The sequence below is a fragment of the Mesorhizobium sp. GW821-FHT04C10 genome, from assembly GCF_059420305.1.
On the sequence record NZ_JBWKTL010000001.1, the window covers coordinates 5,972,123 to 5,993,485 of the forward strand.

The following is a 21,363-nucleotide window of genomic DNA, read 5'->3' on the forward strand; positions in this document are numbered from 1 at the left end:
GGACCGCGGCAACCCTGATGGATTGGACTATGGTTCTCAGGCCAGGCGGCGGCCGAAAATCATCCCCACAAGGGCCAAGCCATTGACCGTCACCCAGTGCAGGTTCGGGCCGTCCGAGTCGTCCGACGTGGTGCGCGTAACGACGCTGACGATGGGTGGCTCTAGATCGGCCGAATACTCGAAAGCGATCCTTGCCCAGTTTTCATCGGATGCATTGGATTCGCTGCCACCAGGCCGGGCAAAGCCCAGACGACCCCTCGCCTCAAATAACCGCTTCTTCCAGGAACGGCTCGTTGCGCGCAATGCGCTCGTAGCAGAACGGCGACAGGTCGAGCGTCTGGAAAGACCCGTGAACGATGAGTTCCGAGACCGCACGCCCCACGGCCGGCGACTGTTGCAGCCCATGCCCGGAGAAGCCATTGGCGAACATGAAGTTTTTCACCTCAGGGTGGAAGCCGACGATGCCGTTGTGGTCGAGCATGTTGTATTCGTAATGGCCGGTCCAACTGGTCTGGACCTTCAGCGCATCGAAGGCGGGAATGCGGTGCCAGAGCGACGGCCAGATATAGTCGTCGAACTCCTCGAAATGCATTTCGAAGTCGTCATAGTCGGCCGGGCCGTCGCCTTGCGGCGTGTTGCCGGTGAGGAAAAGCTCGCCTTCCGGCCGCACGAAGGTGCCGGAGAGGTCGATGACGTTGGGCATGCGGCCGGGGATCGGATTGGCGCTGGCGAAGACGAAGCTGTAGCGCTTGTAGGGCGCGACCGGGATGGACAGGCCGGCCATGGCGGCGACCTGCTGCGCACGCGGGCCGGCGGCGTTGACCAGGGTTCCGCAGGAAATTGTCTCTCCGGTCGCCAGGCGCACCGAGACGACCCGCCCATCGGCGAGGTCCAGTCCGGTCACGGCGTTGTCGATATATTCGACGCCACTGGCGCGCGCGGCGCGGCGGAACCCGTTGAGCAGGCCCATGGAATCGAACCAGCCCTCCTCGCGCGAGCCCCAGGAGCCGCCGCCGAGATCATCGACGTTCAGCCAGGGGAAACGTTCCTTCAGCGGGCCGGGTTCGAGGAAGACAGTGTGGGCACCGAGGCTACGCTGCAGATCCACCCTTTCGCGCGCCGCTTCCACGCCTTCAGGGGAGCAACAGTAGAGATAGCCATATTCCTTGAAGCCGAGATCGGGCGCCGGTTCATCCTTGTAGAAGGGCGCCATCCGCTCCGGAAAGCCACGGATGATGTCGATCCCGAACTGGCTGATCTTCACATTGATCGGATTGGAATATTGCTGGCGGATGGCGCTGGTGGAGAGCGCCGTCGACGAAAAGGTGTAGCTCGAGTCGCGCTCGACCACGAGGATCGATGCGCCATTGCCCAGTGCCTGGCTGAGCCAATAGGCCGTCGACGAACCGACAACCGCACCGCCGACGATGACGATGTCGTAGGCGGTGCGCGACGGCACCTTGTAGGGAGGAATTGCCACGATCTGTCTCCGGTCTACTGGTTGAATGAAGCGATCAGCGCATCCGAGCCGCGAGCCAAAAGACCGAGGTCCGAGCCCACGGCAACCATGGTGAAGCCGTCGGCGAGATAGCGGTCGGCATCGGCCTTTGCCGGCGCCAATATGCCACTGGCCTTGCCCGCGGCCTTTGCGGCCTTGCGCACCGAAGCGATCGCCTTCTGTACATGCGCGGCACCCGGATTGCCCATCGAGCCCATATTGGTGGAGAGGTCGCCGGGGCCGACGAAGAGGACGTCCACGCCATCGACGGCCGCGATCTCGGCGGCATTGGCAACACCCAGTTCATCCTCGATCTGCACGGCGAGAAGCTGCTGCTCACGTGCCTTGGCGTGGTAGCCTGCGATGCGGCCGAAGGCGTTGGCGCGGTGACCGACCGAGAAGCCACGAAACCCACCGGGCGCATAGGTCATGGCGGCAACGATGGCGCGGGCTTGCTCGGCGGTCCGCACATTGGGGATCATCAGGCTGCGCGCGCCGATGTCCAGGGCCTGCTTGATCAGATTGGGATCGTCCGACGGCAACCTGACAACGGCCTCGCTGTCGAAGCCGCCCATGACCTGGAGCTGCGCCATGATGCTGCGCAGATCGTTGGGGCTATGCTCGCCGTCGATCAGGACCCAACCGGCTCCGGAGCCGGCGACGATCTCCGTGGTGAGGGCCGATGCCAGTGAACACCAGATGCCGATATGAGCCCGGCCGGCCGTCACGGCGGCCTTCAATGTGTTGCGGCGCTCCTGCATTTCGCGATCGGTCTCCAGCCAAAGAAGATGCATTGAAATTTGTATGATGTCCTATATCATATGGCTGACTTTGACCGCAAGGCCGGTTTGATTGACGGTGTCTGCTTGGGAGTTTGGACATGAAGATCGGCTTCATCGGGCTTGGCGTCATGGGTGCACCGATGGCGCGCCATCTCGCCGCTGCCGGGCACGAGATCGTGACGGTCCTGAACCGCTCTCCCCTGCCGAGCGACCTGAAGGCATCGGTCGTCGCCTCCCCAGCCGAGGTGGCGCGGCTGTCCGAGATGACAGTCACCATGCTGCCCGATACCCCTGACGTGGAGCGCGTCCTGTTGGGAAAGGACGGCGTTGTCGAGGGACTATCGGCCGGCAAGCTGGTGATCGACATGAGCTCGATCAGCCCGATCGCCACGGCCGGGTTCGCGGCGAAGGTTCGCGAGACCGGAGCCGGCTATCTCGACGCGCCGGTCTCGGGCGGCGAGGTCGGCGCCAAGGCGGCGAGCCTCACCATCATGGTTGGCGGGCCGGCCGCTGAATTCGAACGGGCGCTGCCCATCTTCGAGACGCTCGGCAAGAACATCACCTTGATCGGCGAACAGAATGGCGCCGGACAGACCTGCAAGATCGCCAACCAGATCATCGTCGCGCTCAACATCGAGGCCGTGGCCGAAGCGCTTGTCTTCGCCAGCAAGGCCGGCTGTGACCCGGCCAAGGTGCGCAGCGCGCTGATGGGCGGCTTTGCCGCTTCGCGTGTGCTGGACGTGCATGGCGAGCGCATGATCGCCCGCACGTTCGCACCGGGCTTTCGCATCCGGCTGCACCAGAAGGATCTCAATCTCGCGCTCGAAAGCGCCCGCGCGCTTGGCGTGGCCCTGCCGAACACCGCCATGGCGCAGCAGCTTATGAATGCCTGCGCCGCCCGGACAGGCGGCGCGGAAGCCGACCACTCGTCCCTCGTCAAGGCGCTCGAGATGCTGAGCGACCATGAACTGTCAAACGGAAAGGAATAAATCGATGCGCGGAACCGGCAAGGCCGATGTCTTCGTCATGCTGGCCCATCCCGTGGGCCACGCCAAGAGCCCCGGCATGTTCAACGAGATCTTCGAGCAGAAGGGCCTCGACAGCCTGATGGTGCCGCTGAGCTGCCGCCCGGAGGACTTCGAGACCTTCTGGGCTGGCATTACGGCGGCCGAGAACATCCGCGGTGTCATCATCTCGGTGCCGTACAAGGTCGCGGTCTACCACAAATGCTCGGCCGCGCATGACCGCGCCGCGCGGGTGGAGAGCGCCAACTCCGTGCGGCGGCTGCCCGATGGAAGCTGGTATGCCGACAATTTCGACGGCGTCGGCTTCATCGACGGCCTCAGGGCTGGCGGACACCAGATTGCCGGCCGCCGCATCCTCCAGGTCGGCGCCGGCGGCGCTGGCGCCTCGCTGACCTACTGCCTGGCCGAGGAAGGCGCGGCGGAGATCCGGCTGACCGACATCGACAGGGGACGCGCGGAGAAGCTGGCCGCGCTGGTCGGCAAGTCCTTTCCAAAATGCCGTATCGAGGTTGGCCAACCCGATCCGTCCGGCATGGACATGGCGATCAACGCCACGCCTTCCGGGCTGAAGGCCAGCGATCCGCTGCCCATGGATGTGACGAAGCTGACGCCTGACATGACGGTTGTCGACATCATCATGGAACCGGCCGAGACGGCGCTGCTCAAGGCAGCAAAGAAGATCGGCTGCCGCATCCAGCCCGGACGCCCGATGATGGACTTCCAGGTTGAAGCCATGGCCGAATTCTTCGACATCGAGCGCAAGGACCGCGGCCATGGCTGAGACATTGACGGCCGTCGTCATCGGCGGCACTTCCGGCATCGGCCGCGCGATCGCCTTGCGCTTCGCGCAGGACGGTTACCAGGTGGCCGTCGCCGGCCGGGACGCGATCCGGGGCAAGGAGGCGGCCAGCGCCTGCGAGACGGCGGGCGCGCCCCGCGCCTTGTTCGTCCAGACCGATGTCGCCGAAGCCGCCTCGGTGGAGGCGTTGGCGCAGGCCGTCAGCGCTGCGTTCGGCACGCCTGAAGTCGTCGTCAACTGCGCCGGCATCCTGCAGAGCGGCAAGCATGTGCTTGATCAGGATCTGGACGAGGACGAGAAGATGTGGCGGGTGAATTATCGCGGCACGCTGCTGGGATGCCAGGTGTTCGGCCGGCTGATGTCGGCCGTCGAGCGCGGCGCCATCCTCAATGTCGGCTCGCTCGCCTCCTTCGCGCCGCTTTCGCTGCCGGCCTACACGCCTGGAAAGCATGCGGTTCTGGCACTCACCCAGATCCTGGCGGCAGAACTCGGCCCGCACGGCGTCCGCGTGAACGCGGTCGCCCCCGGCTACACGCTTTCCGATGGGCTGAAAGCCAGGATCGCCAAGGGCGAGCGAAACCCCGAAGCGATCCAGGCGACCACGGCGTTGCGCCGCTTCGTCGAGCCGAGCGACGTTGCCGAGGCGGCATTGTTCCTCTGCTCGGATCGTGCGGCATCGATAACCGGCGTCACCTTGCCCGTCGACGCCGGCTGGCTCGTGCAGGCGCCCTACGCGCAATACCTGCAAGGCAATCCCATCCGGCGAACGCCGGCAATCTGACCCCAGCCGGCGAATGCCGGCAAACTGACCCAGCCGGCGGATGCCGGCAAACCGACAAGGACAACCCGTGAGCGACATCAAGCGTTTCGACTTCGACACCCGCATCCACCACGGTGTCATCCACAATGGCACGCTCTATCTCACAGGCCAGGTCGCGAGACCCGGCCAGTGCGCCGCCGACCAGATGCGCGAGGTGCTGGGCAAGATCGATGCACTGCTGGCCAAGGCGGGCACGGACAAGACCCGCATCCTGCACGTCCAGATGTGGCTGGATGACGTCAGGGACTTCGACGAGGTCAACACCGTCTGGGATGCCTGGATACCGAAAGAACATGCGCCGGCGCGCTCTTCCGGCGAGGGACGAATGGCCAAGCCCGGAATGCTGGTCGAACTGATCGTCACCGCCGCAGTTTGAATGGTCCTGCCGGTTCGGGCATCATCGCGAATCTGGTTAGAGCAGTTCGCAATTCCGGACGGAAAGCCGTTCACACTTTTCCTGGAATTGCTCCAAGGGGAAACTGATGACGAAGCGCAAGCCGCTTTCCACCGTCGTGGCGGAGAGCCTGTCCGAAAAGATCCGTTCCGGACAGCTGCTTCCCGGCGCCCAGTTGCCGACCGAGGCGGAGCTTTGCGCCGAATACGACGTCAGCCGCACGGTGGTGCGGGAAGCAGTAGCGCGGCTGCGCTCCGACGGCATGGTGGTGCCGCAGCAGGGGCGCGGCATGTTCGTCAGCGAGACGCCGGCGCCACGCAATTTCTCGATCCCGGACGAAGCGCTCAGGACCTTGCCGGAAACCATCGCTTTGCTCGAACTGAGGCTGAGTGTCGAAGTGGAGTCCGCCGGGCTCTGCGCGGAACGGCGGACCGACGCGGAGGCGAACGGCATCCGCGCCCTGATGGAGCAGGTCGACGCCCAGCAGGCGGATCCGGCCGTGGTCCAGATCCACTACGACTATGATTTCCACCTGGCGATCGCCAAGGCGGCCCGCAATGAATTCATCCACGGCTTCCTGGCCTATCTCAGGCCCATGATCGTGCCGCGCTTTCAGCTCGGCTACGTGGTCACGCCGGAGCGCAAGGACAGCTACTACACGCGCATCCACAACGAGCACAAAGCCATCGTCGACGCCATCGAAAGGCAGGACGGTCGCGCCGCGCGCCAAGCCATGCGCAAGCACCTGCACAACAGCCTCGGGCGCGTGCGCGCGCTGGCCCGGGCTTCCGGCGTCGAGGCAATCGAGGCGGAGCAGAAGGCGGCAGCGGCCTCTCTGTTCACCGATATGAAAAGGCCCTCTCCGGCCGGCGGATAGTGCCTAGTGATGTTGATCGCCCAGGCATTCGCCAGGATTCAGATTGGCCACGCATTGCGAAAGCCATGTTTTTGCTCGGCTGGCTGACCGAAACCGTTTTCAACAGGCGGTGAATGTTGCTTTCCCGCCGTTTCCCCGGATTTTCAGCCTCCTCGCCGGGCTGACCGTCTGTCCAGTTTTCGGGCAAGAAAAAAGGATTCGAAAGTTTATCTTTCCTTTTTGCTGGTTTTCTTGGTTTCGCGTCGCCGGCCCGCGCCGCAGACTGAAAACCAGGCAAACGGGGAAGCCCACGTGACGACAGCCTTCATCACCGGAGCGACGAGCGGCATAGGACGGGCGATGGCGATCGCGTTGAGCGATGCCGGCTATGACGTCTATGCGGTTGGGCGCAGCCAGGCCGCGCTCAAGGAGTTACAGGCCGAGCGGCCGGGCATCGTGCCGATCGCCGTCGACGTCACCGATCGCGAGGCGCTGGAGGCGGTTCTGGCGGATCTCACGATTGATGTGCTGATCAACAATGCCGGAATCATGCCGCCACTCGGCAATTTCGCCGACATGAAGATATCAGACATCGACACCACGCTGGAGGTGAACCTCAGCGCGGCGATCCTGCTCACCCGCCTCGTCGTCCCGCAGATGCGCGAGCGGCAGTCTGGCCACATCCTGTTCACCGGCTCCACGGCGGGCCACGCGGCCTATTCCAACATTGCCGTCTATTCAGCCACCAAGGCGGCGATATCAGGCTTTGCCGCCGCGTTGCGCGCCGACCTCTCCCCATCAGGCATACGCGTCACCGAGATCGTCGCCGGCCGTGTCGAGACACAGCTCTACCAGGACATCCTCGACGCCAAGGCACGTGCAGCCATGTACGCCAGCAAAGTCGTGCAGCCGGATGACGTGGCCAGGATGGTGGTCGGTGTGCTTGCGCTCCCCGCATGGGCCGACGTTACCCGTTTCGACATCATGCCGACCTGGCCAACCTCGCCAAGCGGCACCAAGTAAGGAAGACTGGAATGAAGGATCTTTCCGTTCTGATCGTTGGCGGCGGCGCCGGCCTCGGCGCACTCCTGGCCGAGATGGCCGTGGGGGCCGGGGCGGCAAAGATTGGCATCATCGACATCAATCACGAAGCTGCCCAATCCGCGCTCGCGCCGGCGAAGGCCAAGGGCTTGCCGACCGCGACCGCTGCCTGCGACATCCAGGTCGGCCCTCAGTGCCATGCGGCCTTCGACGCCATCGTTTCGAAGCTCGGGCGCGTCGACACGCTGATCAATTGCGCCGCCATCTACCCGCGCCGCCCGCTCTTGGAAATCAGTGACGCCGATTGGGATGCCTCCAACGGCATCAACATCAAGGGCACCTATCACATGATGGTGGCGGCGGTTCGCCATATGCAATCGCAGGAGCCGAAGGCGCATGTCCGCGGCCGCATCGTCAACCTGACCTCCGTCGACGCCTTCAAGGCGCATCCTCAGAACGCCCACTACGCGGCAACCAAGGCCGCCGTCGTCAGCCTGACGCGATCCTTCGCCCATCACGTGGCGAAGGGCGGGATCCTGGTGAATTCGGTGGCACCGGCCGGCATGGCAACGGAGCGGGCGAAAGCGCTCGGCTTTCTGGAGGAACTGGCCAAGGCAAGCCCGCTCGGCCGTGGCGCCGAGCCGACAGAAATCGCCGAATGGGTGCTCATGACGGGCGGCCCGAAGAACACCTACATGACCGGTGAAAACGTAATTGTTTCAGGTGGTTATATCTACGCCTGAGGCGGTTTTCCGCGACCGGCGACTGGAATATGGCAGTGCATGATCAACGGAGCCTCGAGCGGAAGGAGCGGAATTTTCGATGACCGGCAAGCTGCGCCTTCCCTCGCTGAATGCTCTTCGCGTCTTCCACGCCGTTGCGCAGCACAGGAGTTTTCGGCAGGCCGCGGATGAATTGCTGGTCACGCCGCAAGCGGTCGGCCAACAGATCAAGCTGCTGGAAGACACACTTCAAGTGACGCTGTTCGAGCGCAAGGGCCGGTCGATCGAACTGACCGAGTCAGCCATCCTTCTCTCGCATTACGTCAAGGCCGGCTTCGACGAGTTCTCGGAAGGTGTGCGCCGCGTCACCAAATCGAACTACCGCGACCGCATCAACCTCAATGCGAGCCCGTATTTCGCCACGCACTATCTGCTGCCCCGGCTTTCGCTGTTCCGGGAAATCCTGCCGGGCGCGGATCTGCGGCTGACGACGATGGTCGACCTGCCCGATTTCGGGCGCGACGACATCGATATGACCGTGCAGTGGGGTTACGGCAACTGGCCGGACTATGAAACCACGCTGCTGGTGCCGGACCCGAAGATCATCTGCTGCACGCCGGCGATCGGCGAAAAGATCAAGTCGGCGCATGACCTGACGAAGTTCACGCTGCTCGACACCGTCAAGTCGAAGCGCCTGTGGCCTGACATATTGCGCCACCTTGGCGTCGAGCTGACGGATGGCGACCGCAGCATCAGCTTCGACGATGCGGCCACCATGCGCCGGGCAACCCTGCAAGGCATTGGCGTGGGTCTGGTTTCCGTCATCGACGCCGAGGAAGATTTCCGGGCGGGCACGCTGGTCGCGCCGATCGGCCGCAACGCCATCGCTGATATGAGGCCGGAAGAAGTCCCCGGCTTCTTCCTTGTCGTCCCGCGCGGGCACCTGCGCGTGAAGGCCGTGGCTGCCCTGCATCGATGGCTGGCCCAGCAGGATTGGCGAAGCGACCTCACGATCCCCTTGCCGAAACCGACCCCGCTTTCCGACTAGGAAGCGGCTTCGAGACCGAGCCTCGGAAGTTTCTTTCGGGGCTCCAACAACAAGAAACGGAACAACCTCAACAGTGGAGACAACATCATGAAGACGATGAAATGGGGGGCTGCGGCCCTGGCCCTTGGCCTTGTGCATTTTTCGGCGCCGGCGCAAGCCGCCGGCGGCAAGACGCTCGAGACGGTCAAGGCACGCGGCGTGCTGAACTGCACCGGCCATGACGGTTCCTATCTCGGCTTCGCCGAGGTGGACGACAAGGGCAACTGGAAGGGCATGGACATCGATCTCTGCAAGGCAGTGGCCACGGCGGTGTTCGGCGATCCGGCAAAGCTGAAGGTCGTTCCGATCAGCTGGGCGCAGCGCTGGCCGGCTTTGCAGTCGGGTGATGTCGACATCATCATCAAGGCGTCGGGCGGCACGCTCAGCCGCGACACGGAACTCGGTCTGCAGTTTTCCATGTCCTACTACCTCGGCACGACCAAGGTGATGGCGCACAAGGAACTCAATCTGAAGTCGCTCAAGGATGCCGCGGGCGGCACGATCTGCATTCCCGCCGGCACCTCGCAGGAGCAGCAGGTCGCGGCCTATACGGCCAAGCTGGGCATCAAGCTCGAGCCCGTGCTCATCGAAAAGACCGAGGAGCTCGAACAGGCCTACTTCTCGGGACGCTGCGATCTCTATGCGCAGTGGGGTCCGACGCTTGCCATTGCACGCATCGCCAAGGGCAAGGTCGAAGACCATGTCATCCTGCCCGACGTGCTGGCGGTCGAGCCTGAAGTGATGATCATGCGGCAAGGCGACGACAATTGGGTCGATATCGCCAACTGGACGCTGAGCACCCTGATCTTCGCCGAACAGGAAGGCATCACCTCCAAGAATGTCGATGAGATCAAGGCCAAGCCGACCTCGCCGCAGGTGGCCAAGTTCCTCGGCGTGACGCCGGGCATGGGCAAGGGCCTCGGACTCTCCGATGACTGGGCCTACAAGGTGATCAAGAATGTCGGCAATTACGGCGAAATCTTCGAACGCGATCTCGGCAAGGATTCGCCGTACAAGATGGATCGTGAACTGACCAATTTGTGGAACAATGGCGGTGTCCTGTTCCCGCTGGTCATCGACTGATCCGGTCTGAACGCATCCTGCTTCAGGCTCCGCCCGGCCTCTGCCGGGCGGAGCCTACGGCAATTTCGAGAAAGATTGGTCAATGAGCAGCCTGCTGAGAAATCAGAAGGTCCGCAACACGCTGTTGCAGGTTCTCTATGTCGGCTCGATCGCAGCGCTGGTGCTTGCCGGCGTGGTGATCGCGCGACGGAATCTGGCCGAGCAAGGGATCACCTCCGGCTTCGACTTCCTGTTCAAGTCGACAGGCTGGGACGTGAACTTTACGCTGCTGCCCGCCACGGCCAATGACCCCTATTGGTGGTTCTTCCTCATCGGCATCACCAACACGCTGTTCCTGGGGACCGTCGGCCTGGTGCTGGCAACGATAGTCGGCACGATCGTCGGCCTGGCGCGAACCTCCTCCAACGAATTGGCGCAACTGCTCGGCCGCACCTATGTCGACATCTTCCGCAACATCCCGCTGATCCTCCAGGTCTTCTTCTGGTACGCGCTGATCACGCATTTGCCGACGCCGCGTGCCGCGCACGAGGCCTGGGGCTTTCTGCTCACCAGCCGGGGACTGTATATCCCGTCCCCGAATGTCGGCGGCGTGGCAATGGCACTGGCCCTGTTTGCCTTGATCGCGGCAATAACGCTGCCGATCTGGCTGGGCAGGACGTCACGGCTCAGCCAACCCGTTGGCGGGCGGCAGGCCATCCAGTTCGCCGGCGCGGCGGCGGCACTTGCCTGTGCCGCGATCATTCTGGCGATCGGCCGCCTGCCCGACGCGCCGTTCATCGACTTTCCGGCACTGCAGGGCCTGAACCTCAGGGGCGGCCTGCGCATTCCGCCGGAATTTTCCGCGCTCGCCATCGCCATCGCGATCTATGGCGGCTCCTACATCGCCGAGATTGTGCGCGGTGGTTTCAAATCTGTCGGCAAGGGTCAGATGGAGGCGGCGCTCTCGCTGGGCCTGAGCCCATGGCGGGTGTTCACGCTGGTGCGGCTGCCGCTGGCGCTGCGCGCCATGCTGCCGATCCTTGCCAACCAGTATGTCTGGCTGATGAAGGCCACCACCATGGGCATCGCGGTGGGCTTCACGGATTTCTTCATGATCGTGGCGCTGACGATCAATCACTCCGGCCAGACCCTCGAGGTGATCGGCATCCTGATGGCGGGCTTCCTTGCCATCAATCTCTCGCTGGCCGCCCTGTTCAACCGCCTCAACAAGGCCATTGCCCTCAAGGGCAATCAATTGAGGGGCTGAGCCATGGACATTGTCGCTCCACCCGCCCCCGGAAAGATCGAGGATCTGAGGCGACGCTTCTTCGCAACGCCGCTTCAGGCCGTGATGTCGCTGATCTCACTGGCGATCATGGCTTTCATCGTCTGGAAGCTGCTGACCTGGGCGGTCTTCTCCGCTGTCTTCACCACGAGCGGCGGGCCCGAGGCCTGCCAAGCCGCGGCCGGGGCCTGCTGGTCGGTCATCGCGGCCAGATGGCGCATTATCCTCTTCGGCCTCTACCCCTATGAGGAGCAATGGCGCTCGGCGCTGGCCTGCGTGGCCGTGGTGGTGATGACGGTGCTGAGCTGCATTCCAGCCTTCTGGACCGGCCGCCGCATCGCGCTGGTGTGGGGGATCGGAACCATCGTCTTCTACGTGCTGATGAAAGGCGGCGTGCTCGGCCTGCCCTTCGTCGGCGAGGAAGCGTGGGGCGGGCTGGCGCTAACCCTGTTCATCTTTGTCACCACCTGCCTGATCGGCTTCCCGTTGGCGATCTGCCTGGCCTTGCTGCGCCGGTCGGAACTGCCCTGGATTTCCCGTACCACCGGCCTGATCATCGATGGGGTGCGCTCGCTGCCGCTGATCTCGATCCTGTTCACATTCGCCATCGTGCTGCCTTTCGCGCTGCCGCAATGGCTGCAGGGCGACAAACTGTACCGGGTGATCCTGGGATCGGCCCTGTTCTTCTCCGCCTACCAGGCGGAGATCGTGCGCGGCGGCATGCAGGGTGTTGCCAAGGGACAGGAGGAGGCAGCCATGGCGCTCGGCATGCGCTATTGGCAACGCATCGGCCGCATCCTGCTGCCGCAGGCCATGCGGAACGCCTTGCCCGCGACGATCAACCAGTTCGTCATCTCGTTCAAGGAGACCTCGCTGGTTGTCATCGTCGGCTTCTTCGAGATCCTGGCTTCCGGCAATGCCGCCTACGGCACCGGCGAATGGCGTTTCGCCTATGTCGAGGTCTATGCCTTCATCGCCTTCATCTATTTCGTCTTCGTTTTCAGCCTGTCCCGCTACGGCGCCTTCCTCGAGCGCCGCATGTCGGTCAGCGAACGCTAGGGAGGCGGTCGTGATTGCAGCCAAGTCGACCCCATCGGCCGGACCCGCGGTGCGCATCGAGAAGCTCGACAAATATTATGGATCGTTCCGCGCGCTGCGAAACGTCAACCTGTCCGTGGAGCGCGGCGAGAAGATCGTCGTCTGCGGTCCGTCCGGCTCGGGCAAATCGACCATGATCCGCTGCATCAATCGCCTCGAACAACATAACGCAGGTCGTATCACCGTACTCGGAACCGAGCTCAACGACGATGTCGGCAACATCGACGAGATCAGGCGAGAGGTCGGCATGGTGTTCCAGCATTTCAACCTGTTCCCGCACATGACGGTGCTCGATAACTGCATGCTGTCGCCGATGATCGTGCGCAGAAAGCCGCGTGCTGAAGCAGAGGCAACCGCCCGGCGCTATCTGGAGAAGGTCCGCATTCCCGAACAGGCGATGAAGTTTCCCGGCCAGCTCTCCGGCGGCCAGCAGCAGCGGGTCGCAATCGCACGCGCGCTGTGCATGCAGCCGCAGATCATGCTGTTCGACGAGCCGACCTCGGCGCTCGATCCCGAGATGATTTCGGAAGTGCTCGATGTCATGGTCACGCTTGCCTCCGAAGGCATGACGATGATCTGCGTCACGCATGAGATGGGCTTTGCCCGCCGGGTCGCCGACCGGGTGGTCTTCATGGATGGCGGCGAGATCGTCGAGGAGGCGCCGCCGGAAGAGTTTTTCACTGCGTCCCGCAACGAGCGTACCCGACAATTCCTGTCGCAAGTGCTGGGCCATTGAACGGCATTTTTTAAGATGCAACGTTCAAGCAGCACACCACCTTCAGGGATTTCCATGACTGACCCGACAGCCGCGTTGCACGATATCCTCGGACCGAAAGGCTGGCTTTCGGGCGCCGATGCCGAGCCCTACCAGCGCGATTGGCTCAACCGCTATGGCGTTGCGCCGCTGGGCGTTGCCAGGCCAGCGGACACCGCCGAAGTGGCCGCGGTTGCCGTGGCATGCCGGGAGGCCGGATTGGCGGTGGTGCCGCAGGGCGGCAACACAGGGCTTTGCGGCGGTGCCGTCGCGGAGCGGCCGAACGCGGTGATCGTCTCGCTGTCGCGCATGGCAGCGATCGGCGAACCGGATCTCGACAGCGGCTCGATCGTCGTCGAAGCTGGCGTCGTGCTCGCCGCGCTGCACGAGGCGCTGGAACCGCATGGCCTGATGTTTCCCATGCATCTCGGCGCCGAAGGCAGCGCCAGGATTGGCGGGCTGATCGGCACCAATGCCGGCGGCAGCCAGGCTTTCCGATACGGCATGATGCAGGATCTCGTGCTCGGCCTCGAAGTCGTGATGCCGGACGGCGCGGTATGGGATGGACTGCGCGCGGTGCAGAAGGACAATGCCGGCTACCAGCTGCGCAAGTTGTTCTGCGGCGCGGAAGGCACGCTCGGCATCGTGACGCGCGCGGTGCTTCGGCTCTATCCCACGCCGAGGCAGCAGGCGAGCGCACTTCTGGTCATGCCCGACTTTGCCGCCGCCGTGGCGTTCGGCGCTTTCCTGCGCGGCGAGGCAAGCGAATTCCTCACCGGCCTCGAATTCTTCAGCGATGTCGGCCTGACACTGGCTCTCAAGCACCTGCCTGATCTCGCCTACCAATTGGAGACGCGCGGTGACGTTTATCTACTCGTCGAACTGGCTTCCGGTTCGCCCCGCGTTCCCTTGGACGAAATCCTGAATTCGGCATTGGAATGGGGGATGGAGCAAGCTCTGGTCCTGGATGGTGCGCTGGCGACGTCGGGCGCGCATCGGGCGCAGTTCTGGCGGTTGCGCGAGGAACAGCCGGAAGGGCAACGGCTGGAGGGCGAGCAGCTCAAGCATGACATCTCGGTGCCGCCGGGCGCGATCGCCAGCTTTGTCGAGGCCGGCGCCAAGCTCTGCCACGAGATTCTGCCTGGCGTGCGGATCAACCCGTTCGGCCATCTCGGCGACGGCAACATCCACTACAATCTGTCGCCACCGGAGGGCCGTGCCAATTTCAACGGCAAGGCCGGGCAGTTCGCCGAGGCGCTGTCGGCGCTTGCCACGGAAATGGGCGGCAGTTTCGCGGCCGAGCATGGGCTTGGCCGGGCAAAGATCGCCCTGGCCGAGCGCAATCGCGGTTTGGTGGAGCGGGACCTCATGGCACGGCTGAAGGGCGCATTCGATCCTTTGGGCGCAATGAACCCCGGCGTTCTGGTGCGGACTTCCAAGTAAAGAAAAACTTTCGAATAGACCGCATTTCTTGATTTCGTCCCGATCCGCCAGCGTGCACGTATGAATCCGAAAGGCAGGCCGGATCCGCTTGCCGCCAGACCGAGGATGCCGAAAACATGATCCGCAATGGCGGCCGCCTTCTTGTCGAATGCCTGATCGCTCTTGGCGCGACCAAGAGCTTCGGTGTGCCCGGCGAAAGCTACCTGGCCGTTCTCGACGCGCTGCACGACACGCATGGGAAGCTGGACTATGTGCTCTGCCGCAATGAGGGCGGCGCGGCGTTCATGGCTTCGGCCTATGGCAAGCTGACCGGATCGCCCGGCATTTGCTTCGTGACGCGCGGCCCGGGCGTCACGAATGCCAGCATCGGCGTGCATACGGCCATGCAGGACAGTTCGCCGATGATCCTGTTCGTCGGCCAGGTCGGCACCGACATGAAGGGCCGCGAGGCCTTTCAGGAGATCGACTACCGAGCCGTCTACGGCACCGTCGCCAAATGGGCGGTCGAGATCGACGACGTCTCCCGCGTGCCCGAGATCGTGGCGCGGGCCTGGACCACCGCCTTGACCGGACGGCCTGGCCCCGTCGTGGTGGCACTGCCGGAAGACATGCTGACGACCCTGACCGAAGCCGCCCCGCTCCGCGGGCCGGCCGCAATCTTCGAAGCGGCTCCGGCGCAGGACGCGATGGCCGCGGCTCTCAAACTTTTGGAAGCAGCCGAGAGGCCGGTCCTGCTGATGGGCGGAGCCAACTGGACGGCGGATGGACGCATGGCGCTGCAGGCTTTCGCCGAGGCTTCCGACATCCCGGTCGTGGCAGCGTTCCGCTACCAGGATCAGTTCGACAATCATTCGCAAGTGTTCGTCGGCGAGGCCGGTGTCGGCATGGTGGCGCATGTCAAGAAGCTGATCGGCGACGCCGATGTGATCCTGGCCGTCAATGTGCGCTTCGGCGAGATGACCACGGATGGCTATACGCTGCTGTCGGTGCCGCAGCCGCGCCAGAAGCTGATCCATGTCCACGGCTCCGACCGCGAGATCGGCAAGATCTACGTGCCGGCAATCGGCATCCACGCCGGCCCGAACGCCTTCGCCAAGGCGTTGACGCCGGTGAAGGGCGGCTGGACGGAGTGGCGCGCGTCGGCGCGCAGAGCCTATGAAGGGACATTCGCGGCTCCCGTCCAGCTCGGCCCGGTGGATATGGTGGCGGTCAGCGCCTGGCTGCGCGAGACCTTGCCCGCCGACGTCATCCTCACCAACGGCGCCGGCAATTTCACGGTGTGGCCGAACAAGTTCTTCAAGTTCGGGCCGCAAGCGCGACTGCTTGCGCCGCAATCCGGCGCCATGGGCTATGGCCTGCCGGCGGCCGTCGCGGCAAAGGTCGCATTCCCGCAGCGCACGGTGGTCTGCTTTGCCGGCGACGGCGATTTCCAGATGAACTGCCAGGAGCTCGGCACGGCGATGCAAGCCGGCGCGCAGCCGATCGTGCTGATCATCAACAACGGTATCTACGGCACGATCCGCGCGCACCAGGAACGCAACTACCCGGCCCGCGTCTCGGGAACCTCGCTTGAGAACCCGGACTTCGTCACGCTGGCGAAGGCCTATGGCTTTCATGCCGAGCGGGTCGAGACGACGGCGGATTTCGCCGCTGCCTTCGGTCGCGCGCTCAACTCGGCGACGGGCGCCGTTCTCGACATCGCCATCTCGCCCGAAGCGCTGACGCCCCGGCAGACCCTCTCCCAGATGCGCGAAGCCGCTCTCGCTTCGCAGAAGGCCAAGGCATGACCTCCGGAACCGACGACATCCGTCTTGGCGCTGACATAGGCGGCACGTTCACCGACATTGCCCTCGAGCTGCGGGGCACGCTGTTCTCCACCAAGGTGCTGACCAATTATGCGGCGCCCGAGCAGGCGATCCTCGACGGCATTGCCGTCGTCACCCGCGATGCCGGCATTTCGCCCTCCGAGATCGGCATTATCATCCACGGCACGACGCTCGCCACCAACGCCCTGATCGAGCGCCGCGGCGCGAAGACAGCATTGGTCACGACCGAAGGGTTTCGCGACGTGATCGAGATGCGGACTGAAAACCGTTTCGAACAATACGATCTGAACCTGCAGCTGCCGACGCCGCTCATCCCGCGCGAGCACCGCTTCACGGTCAAGGGCCGCATCGGCGCCGAGGGACAGGAGTTGCAGCCGCTCGATGAAGCCGCCCTGGAAGAGATCGCGGAGCGGATCGCGGCCGGCGGCTTCGGCTCGGTGGCGATCGGCTTCATCCATGCCTACACCAACCCGGCCCATGAGCGCCGTGCGCGCGAGATCCTTTCCCGCCACCTCAACATCCCGATTTCGATCAGTGCCGAAGTGTCGCCGCAGATGCGCGAATTCGAGCGCTTCAACACGGTCTGCGCCAACGCCTATGTGCGGCCGCAAATGGCCGACTACCTCGCCCGCTTCCAGATCCGTCTCAAGGAGATGGGCGCCGAGTGTCCGGTCTTCATGATCCATTCGGGCGGCGGCCTGATCTCGGTGGAGACGGCTTCCGAATTTCCCGTGCGCCTGGTCGAGTCCGGCCCGGCCGGCGGTGCGATCTTCGCCGCCGACATCGCCCGGCGCTTCGGCCTGGAAAAGGTTGTCTCCTACGATATGGGTGGCACGACCGCGAAGATCTGCCTGATCGAGGACTTTGCGCCACGCACGGCCAGAACCTTCGAGGTGGCGCGCACCTACCGCTTCTGCAAGGGTTCGGGCATGCCGATCTCGATCCCTGTCATCGAGATGATCGAGATCGGTGCCGGCGGCGGCTCCATCGCATGGGTCGACGCCATGGGCCGGATCCAGACCGGACCGGAAAGCGCCGGGTCGGAGCCGGGGCCGGCCTGCTACGGCCGCGGCGGCAAGCGTCCGGCGATCACCGACGCCGACCTGGTGCTCGGCAAGCTCGACCCTGACAATTTCGCCGGCGGCGCGATCCGGCTCGACACGGCGGCGTCGGAACAGGCCATCCTGCGCGACGTCGGCGAGCGCCTGTCGCTCAACGCCATGTCGACGGCCTTTGGCATCTGCGAGGTGGTGGACGAGAACATGGCCAATGCCGCCCGCGTCCATGCGGTCGAGAACGGCAAGAACATCTCCGACAATCTGATGATCGCCTTTGGTGGCGCAGCCCCGCTTCACGCGGCGAGGCTCTGCGAAAAACTCGGCATCGAACGCTGCATTATCCCCAAGGGGGCTGGCGTCGGCTCAGCAATCGGCTTCCTCAAGGCGCCATTCGGCTACGAGGCGCTGGCATCGAAGCTCACCCGCCTGTCGCGGTTCAAGCCGGCCGAGGTCAATGCGCTGCTCGGCGACCTCAAGGCGTCAGCCGAAAGCTTCGTGCGCAGCGGCGCCAGCGGCAGCATCACCTGCGAAATCACTGCCTTCATGCGCTATGCCGGCCAAGGCTGGGAAATCCCCGTACCACTGGCAGACGAGCCGTTCGGCGACGATGCCGTCACAAGGCTAAAAGAGCTGTTCGAGGCGAACTACCAGCGTTTCTTCGGCCGCGCCATCGAAGGGCTCGACGGGCTGGAGATCGAGATCGTCACCTGGTCGGTCAAGGCGACGGATGTCAGGCCTGATGTCGCCAGGCACGAGCTTACGAGCGGCAAGCGAACCAACGCGCCGACCATCACCCGCGCAGTGTTCGATCCGGCGAGCGGCGAACCGCAAATCTATGGCATCATCGAACGCGATGCGCTCTGCGCCGGCGACCGCGTGACCGGTCCCGTGGTCATTGTCGAACGCGAGACGTCCACCGTCGTCACCACCAGCTTCGACGCCGTCATCCAGAGCGACGGCGCAATCCTTCTGGTCCGCAAAGGCAGCCGGTCATGAGCGACATCAGCGAAATCCGCATGCAGGTGATGTGGAACCGGTTGATCTCGGTGGTCGAGGAGCAGGCGCTCACCTTGCTGCGCACGGCCTTCTCGACTTCGGTGCGCGAATCCGGCGACCTGTCGGCGGGCGTGTTCGACCCGCGCGGCCAGATGCTGGCGCAGGCGGTCACCGGCACGCCCGGCCACGTCAACACCATGGCCGAGGCCGTGCTGCATTTCATGAATGAAATCCCGCGCGAGGCCATGTTCGAGGGCGACACCTACGTCACCAACGATCCCTGGCTGGGCACAGGCCATCTGCACGACATCACCATGGTGTCGCCGTCGTTCCTGAACGGCGAGTTGGTGGCCTTCTTCGCCTGCACGGCGCATGTCGTCGATGTCGGCGGGCGCGGCTTCGGCGCCGACGGCAAGTCGGTCTACGAGGAAGGTATCCAGATCCCGATCATGAAGTTCGCGGAGAAGGGCAAGGTCAATCTCGACCTCGTCCGGATCCTGCGCGCCAATGTCCGCGAGCCGAACCAGGTCGTCGGCGATTTCTATTCGCTCGCCGCCTGCAACGAGGTCGGCCATCGCCGCCTCGTCGACATGATGAAGGAGATTGGCCTGGCATCACTTGATGGCCTTGGCGACTTCATCTTCTCGCGCACACGCGACGCCATGCTCGAACGCATCAAGGCGCTGCCGAAGGGCAGCTGGTCGAACGAGCTTGTCACCGACGGCTATGACGCCCCGGTGAAGCTGGCGGCAAAGGTGTCGGTCCGCGACGACCATGTCGAGGTCGATTTCACCGGCACCGATGCGATGAGCCGGTGGGGCATCAACTGCCCGATCATCTACAGCAAGGCCTATGCCTGCTACGCGCTGAAATGCGTGGTGGCGCCCGACATTCCCAACAACGCCGCCTCACTCGCCTTCTTCACGGTGACGTCGCCGGTCAACATCCTGAACGCGGTGCGGCCGGCGCCGGTGGCACTGCGGCACATTTTCGGCCATATGGTTCCGGACTTGGTGCTGGGCGCGCTCTCCCAGGCCTTGCCGGGCAAGATCCTTGCGGAGGGCGCCGGCGCGTTGTGGAACATCCACATCTCGGTGCGCCCGGTCGCGGGCGGTTTTGGCCGCCGCGCCGAGGTGCTGATGTTCAATTCCGGTGGCATGGGCGCGCGGCCCGGGCTCGACGGCCTGTCGGCGACCGCCTTCCCGTCCGGCGTGCACACGATGCCGATCGAAGCGACCGAGCATACCGGGCCGATCGTTATCTGGCGCAAGGAGCTTCGGCCGGGTTCCGGCGGTGACGGAGAGTTCCGTGGCGGCCTCGGGCAGGTAATCGAGATCGCCGCGATCGAGGGCCATGAGTTCGACTTCTCGGCGATGTTCGACCGCGTCAATCACCCGGCGCACGGACGAAATGGTGGCGAGCCTGGCGTCGCCGGCGTGGTCAGGCTGGACGATGGCACGCAGATGCGGCCCAAGGGCTGGCAGCACGTCCCGGCAGGCCGCCGGCTGATCCTCGAACTGCCTGGCGGCGGCGGCTATGGCGATCCGGCCAAACGCAGCACCGAGGCGCGGGCGAACGACCGCTCCAAGCAATACATTTCGGAGAACGGCAAATGAGCTACATTGCCTCGCGCCTGTCGGCGGTGAAGCCCTCGGCTTCGATGGCGGCGTCGCAAGCCGCCAAGGCGCTGCGCGCCAAGGGCGTCGACGTGATCGATCTCGGCCTGGGCGAACCGGATTTCCCGACGCCCAGCCACATCATCGACGCCGCCCATTTCGCGGCGAAGGCGGGACAGACGCTCTACACCGGTGCGGCCGGCACGATAGAAGTGCGCGAAGCCATTGCCGGCAAATTCAGACGCGAGAACGGGCTGGACTACACCGCCGACGACATCGTCGTGGCCAACGGCGCCAAGCAGGTCATCTTCAACGCGCTGATGGCGACACTCGAGACTGGCGACGAGGCCATTCTGCCGGCGCCCTATTTCGTCTCCTATCCCGAAATGGTGAAGCTGCTCGGTGGCACGCCCGTCACCGTCGAATGCCCGGAGACATCAGGCTTCCGGCTGACGCCGGATGTGCTGGAGAAAGCCATCACGCCAAGGACGAAATGGCTCTTCCTCAACATGCCGGGCAACCCGTCCGGCGCCGTCTATTCGCAATCGGATCTGCAAGCGCTGGGCGCGGTTCTGGCAAGGCACCCGCAAGTGCTCGTGCTCTCCGACGAGATCTATGAGCACATCCTGTTCGACGGCCGCGAATTCGTTTCCTTCGGCAAGGCCTGCCCGGAACTCAGGGACCGCACGCTGATCGTCAACGGCGTCTCGAAATCCTACGCGATGACCGGCTGGCGTGTCGGCTATGCGGCCGGACCAGCACTGCTGGTGAAGGCGATGTCGACCATCCAGAGCCAGTCCTGCACCTCCGTCTGCTCGATCGCGCAGGCGGCGACTGTCGCCGCGCTCAACGGTCCGCAGGACGAGGTGGCGCGCTTCCGGCAAGCCTTCGAAGCGCGCCGTGACCTCGTCGTCGATGGGATCAGGAAAATCAACGGGCTGACGCTGTCGCCGCCGGACGGCGCCTTCTATGCCTATATCGGCTGCGCCAGCCTGATCGGCCGCAAGACGCCCAAGGGCGTCGTACTGGAAGACGATGCGGCGGTGGCGAACTATCTTCTGGGCGAAGGCCGCGTGGCATCGGTGCCGGGCGTGGCCTATGGACTTTCACCCTATTTTCGTATCTCGACCGCGACCAGCGAAGAGGTGCTGACCGAGGCGATCGCGCGGATTAACGCCGCCGTCGCGCAAGTGGAGTAGAT

19 protein-coding genes are annotated in these 21,363 nt (G+C 64.2%); 17 read left to right on the forward strand and 2 right to left on the reverse strand.

Going from position 1 to position 21,363, the window contains the following annotated elements:
• Nucleotides 1–262: 262 nt before the first annotated feature.
• Nucleotides 263–1,480: an NAD(P)/FAD-dependent oxidoreductase gene (locus tag AC07UC_RS29005; RefSeq protein ID WP_202323596.1), complete on the reverse strand. Its 1,218-nt coding sequence runs from the start codon at nucleotides 1,478–1,480 to the stop codon at nucleotides 263–265.
• 14 nt (nucleotides 1,481–1,494) lie between these two features.
• Nucleotides 1,495–2,259, reverse strand: a complete 765-nt coding sequence (locus AC07UC_RS29010; protein ID WP_494909006.1) for an HpcH/HpaI aldolase family protein — start codon at nucleotides 2,257–2,259, stop codon at nucleotides 1,495–1,497.
• A 119-nt stretch (nucleotides 2,260–2,378) separates the two neighbouring features.
• On the opposite strand from AC07UC_RS29010, the gene AC07UC_RS29015 reads away from it, so the two are divergent.
• The 17 genes from AC07UC_RS29015 to AC07UC_RS29095 all read left to right on the forward strand — a co-directional run bounded on the left by AC07UC_RS29015 (nucleotide 2,379) and on the right by AC07UC_RS29095 (nucleotide 21,361).
• Nucleotides 2,379–3,269 (forward strand): 2-hydroxy-3-oxopropionate reductase, encoded by an 891-nt coding sequence (locus AC07UC_RS29015; protein WP_494908238.1) that lies wholly within the window; start codon nucleotides 2,379–2,381, stop codon nucleotides 3,267–3,269.
• Nucleotides 3,270–3,273: 4 nt separating this feature from the next.
• The gene (locus AC07UC_RS29020; RefSeq protein WP_494908239.1) at nucleotides 3,274–4,086 is read left to right on the forward strand and encodes a shikimate dehydrogenase family protein; all 813 of its coding nucleotides are present in this window, start codon (nucleotides 3,274–3,276) and stop codon (nucleotides 4,084–4,086) included.
• Nucleotides 4,079–4,885, forward strand: a complete 807-nt coding sequence (locus AC07UC_RS29025; protein ID WP_494908240.1) for an SDR family NAD(P)-dependent oxidoreductase — start codon at nucleotides 4,079–4,081, stop codon at nucleotides 4,883–4,885. The genes AC07UC_RS29020 and AC07UC_RS29025 overlap by 8 nt, the downstream gene beginning before the upstream one ends.
• A 40-nt stretch (nucleotides 4,886–4,925) precedes the next feature.
• Nucleotides 4,926–5,300, forward strand: coding sequence for a RidA family protein (locus AC07UC_RS29030; protein ID WP_494908241.1), 375 nt, complete (start codon nucleotides 4,926–4,928; stop codon nucleotides 5,298–5,300).
• Between the two features lie 106 nt (nucleotides 5,301–5,406).
• Nucleotides 5,407–6,195, forward strand: coding sequence for a FadR/GntR family transcriptional regulator (locus tag AC07UC_RS29035; protein WP_140769517.1), 789 nt, complete (start codon nucleotides 5,407–5,409; stop codon nucleotides 6,193–6,195).
• Between the two features lie 291 nt (nucleotides 6,196–6,486).
• Nucleotides 6,487–7,197 (forward strand): SDR family oxidoreductase, encoded by a 711-nt coding sequence (locus AC07UC_RS29040; RefSeq protein ID WP_494908242.1) that lies wholly within the window; start codon nucleotides 6,487–6,489, stop codon nucleotides 7,195–7,197.
• Nucleotides 7,198–7,208: 11 nt separating this feature from the next.
• Nucleotides 7,209–7,958: an SDR family NAD(P)-dependent oxidoreductase gene (locus AC07UC_RS29045; RefSeq protein ID WP_494908243.1), complete on the forward strand. Its 750-nt coding sequence runs from the start codon at nucleotides 7,209–7,211 to the stop codon at nucleotides 7,956–7,958.
• Between the two features lie 79 nt (nucleotides 7,959–8,037).
• On the forward strand, nucleotides 8,038–8,985 hold the full coding sequence (locus tag AC07UC_RS29050) for a LysR substrate-binding domain-containing protein (RefSeq protein ID WP_140769523.1): 948 nt from the start codon (nucleotides 8,038–8,040) through the stop codon (nucleotides 8,983–8,985).
• Between the two features lie 87 nt (nucleotides 8,986–9,072).
• A complete protein-coding gene (locus AC07UC_RS29055) occupies nucleotides 9,073–10,107 on the forward strand; it encodes an amino acid ABC transporter substrate-binding protein (RefSeq protein WP_494908244.1) in 1,035 nt (344 codons plus the stop codon).
• 82 nt (nucleotides 10,108–10,189) lie between these two features.
• Nucleotides 10,190–11,353: an ABC transporter permease subunit gene (locus AC07UC_RS29060; protein WP_494908245.1), complete on the forward strand. Its 1,164-nt coding sequence runs from the start codon at nucleotides 10,190–10,192 to the stop codon at nucleotides 11,351–11,353.
• A gap of 3 nt (nucleotides 11,354–11,356) precedes the next feature.
• Nucleotides 11,357–12,430 (forward strand): amino acid ABC transporter permease, encoded by a 1,074-nt coding sequence (locus AC07UC_RS29065; RefSeq protein ID WP_202323606.1) that lies wholly within the window; start codon nucleotides 11,357–11,359, stop codon nucleotides 12,428–12,430.
• 10 nt (nucleotides 12,431–12,440) lie between these two features.
• Complete coding sequence (locus AC07UC_RS29070; protein ID WP_494908246.1) at nucleotides 12,441–13,205, forward strand: amino acid ABC transporter ATP-binding protein; 765 nt, start codon at nucleotides 12,441–12,443, stop codon at nucleotides 13,203–13,205.
• A 54-nt stretch (nucleotides 13,206–13,259) separates the two neighbouring features.
• A complete protein-coding gene (locus tag AC07UC_RS29075) occupies nucleotides 13,260–14,666 on the forward strand; it encodes an FAD-binding oxidoreductase (protein WP_494908247.1) in 1,407 nt (468 codons plus the stop codon).
• Nucleotides 14,667–14,782: 116 nt separating this feature from the next.
• The gene (locus AC07UC_RS29080) at nucleotides 14,783–16,453 is read left to right on the forward strand and encodes a thiamine pyrophosphate-dependent enzyme (RefSeq protein WP_494908248.1); all 1,671 of its coding nucleotides are present in this window, start codon (nucleotides 14,783–14,785) and stop codon (nucleotides 16,451–16,453) included.
• The gene (locus tag AC07UC_RS29085) at nucleotides 16,450–18,546 is read left to right on the forward strand and encodes a hydantoinase/oxoprolinase family protein (protein ID WP_494908249.1); all 2,097 of its coding nucleotides are present in this window, start codon (nucleotides 16,450–16,452) and stop codon (nucleotides 18,544–18,546) included. Before AC07UC_RS29080 ends, AC07UC_RS29085 begins: the two co-directional genes overlap by 4 nt.
• Nucleotides 18,543–20,162, forward strand: coding sequence for a hydantoinase B/oxoprolinase family protein (locus AC07UC_RS29090; RefSeq protein WP_494908250.1), 1,620 nt, complete (start codon nucleotides 18,543–18,545; stop codon nucleotides 20,160–20,162). Before AC07UC_RS29085 ends, AC07UC_RS29090 begins: the two co-directional genes overlap by 4 nt.
• Entirely contained in the window at nucleotides 20,159–21,361 is a 1,203-nt protein-coding gene (locus AC07UC_RS29095) for a pyridoxal phosphate-dependent aminotransferase (RefSeq protein WP_494908251.1), read from the forward strand. The genes AC07UC_RS29090 and AC07UC_RS29095 overlap by 4 nt, the downstream gene beginning before the upstream one ends.
• Nucleotides 21,362–21,363: the final 2 nt, after the last annotated feature.

What these genes read in the sequence shown, in the direction of transcription:
- AC07UC_RS29010 (WP_494909006.1), bottom strand. Translation starts at nt 2,259, where the DNA reads ATGCAGGAGCGCCGCAACACATTGAAGGCCGCCGTGACGGCCGGCCGG.
- AC07UC_RS29015 (WP_494908238.1), top strand. Translation starts at nt 2,379, where the DNA reads ATGAAGATCGGCTTCATCGGGCTTGGCGTCATGGGTGCACCGATGGCG.
- AC07UC_RS29020 (WP_494908239.1), top strand. Translation starts at nt 3,274, where the DNA reads ATGCGCGGAACCGGCAAGGCCGATGTCTTCGTCATGCTGGCCCATCCC.
- AC07UC_RS29025 (WP_494908240.1), top strand. Translation starts at nt 4,079, where the DNA reads ATGGCTGAGACATTGACGGCCGTCGTCATCGGCGGCACTTCCGGCATC.
- AC07UC_RS29030 (WP_494908241.1), top strand. Translation starts at nt 4,926, where the DNA reads ATGCCGGCAAACCGACAAGGACAACCCGTGAGCGACATCAAGCGTTTC.
- AC07UC_RS29035 (WP_140769517.1), top strand. Translation starts at nt 5,407, where the DNA reads ATGACGAAGCGCAAGCCGCTTTCCACCGTCGTGGCGGAGAGCCTGTCC.
- AC07UC_RS29045 (WP_494908243.1), top strand. Translation starts at nt 7,209, where the DNA reads ATGAAGGATCTTTCCGTTCTGATCGTTGGCGGCGGCGCCGGCCTCGGC.
- AC07UC_RS29050 (WP_140769523.1), top strand. Translation starts at nt 8,038, where the DNA reads ATGACCGGCAAGCTGCGCCTTCCCTCGCTGAATGCTCTTCGCGTCTTC.
- AC07UC_RS29055 (WP_494908244.1), top strand. Translation starts at nt 9,073, where the DNA reads ATGAAGACGATGAAATGGGGGGCTGCGGCCCTGGCCCTTGGCCTTGTG.
- AC07UC_RS29060 (WP_494908245.1), top strand. Translation starts at nt 10,190, where the DNA reads ATGAGCAGCCTGCTGAGAAATCAGAAGGTCCGCAACACGCTGTTGCAG.
- AC07UC_RS29065 (WP_202323606.1), top strand. Translation starts at nt 11,357, where the DNA reads ATGGACATTGTCGCTCCACCCGCCCCCGGAAAGATCGAGGATCTGAGG.
- AC07UC_RS29075 (WP_494908247.1), top strand. Translation starts at nt 13,260, where the DNA reads ATGACTGACCCGACAGCCGCGTTGCACGATATCCTCGGACCGAAAGGC.
- AC07UC_RS29080 (WP_494908248.1), top strand. Translation starts at nt 14,783, where the DNA reads ATGATCCGCAATGGCGGCCGCCTTCTTGTCGAATGCCTGATCGCTCTT.
- AC07UC_RS29085 (WP_494908249.1), top strand. Translation starts at nt 16,450, where the DNA reads ATGACCTCCGGAACCGACGACATCCGTCTTGGCGCTGACATAGGCGGC.
- AC07UC_RS29090 (WP_494908250.1), top strand. Translation starts at nt 18,543, where the DNA reads ATGAGCGACATCAGCGAAATCCGCATGCAGGTGATGTGGAACCGGTTG.
- AC07UC_RS29095 (WP_494908251.1), top strand. Translation starts at nt 20,159, where the DNA reads ATGAGCTACATTGCCTCGCGCCTGTCGGCGGTGAAGCCCTCGGCTTCG.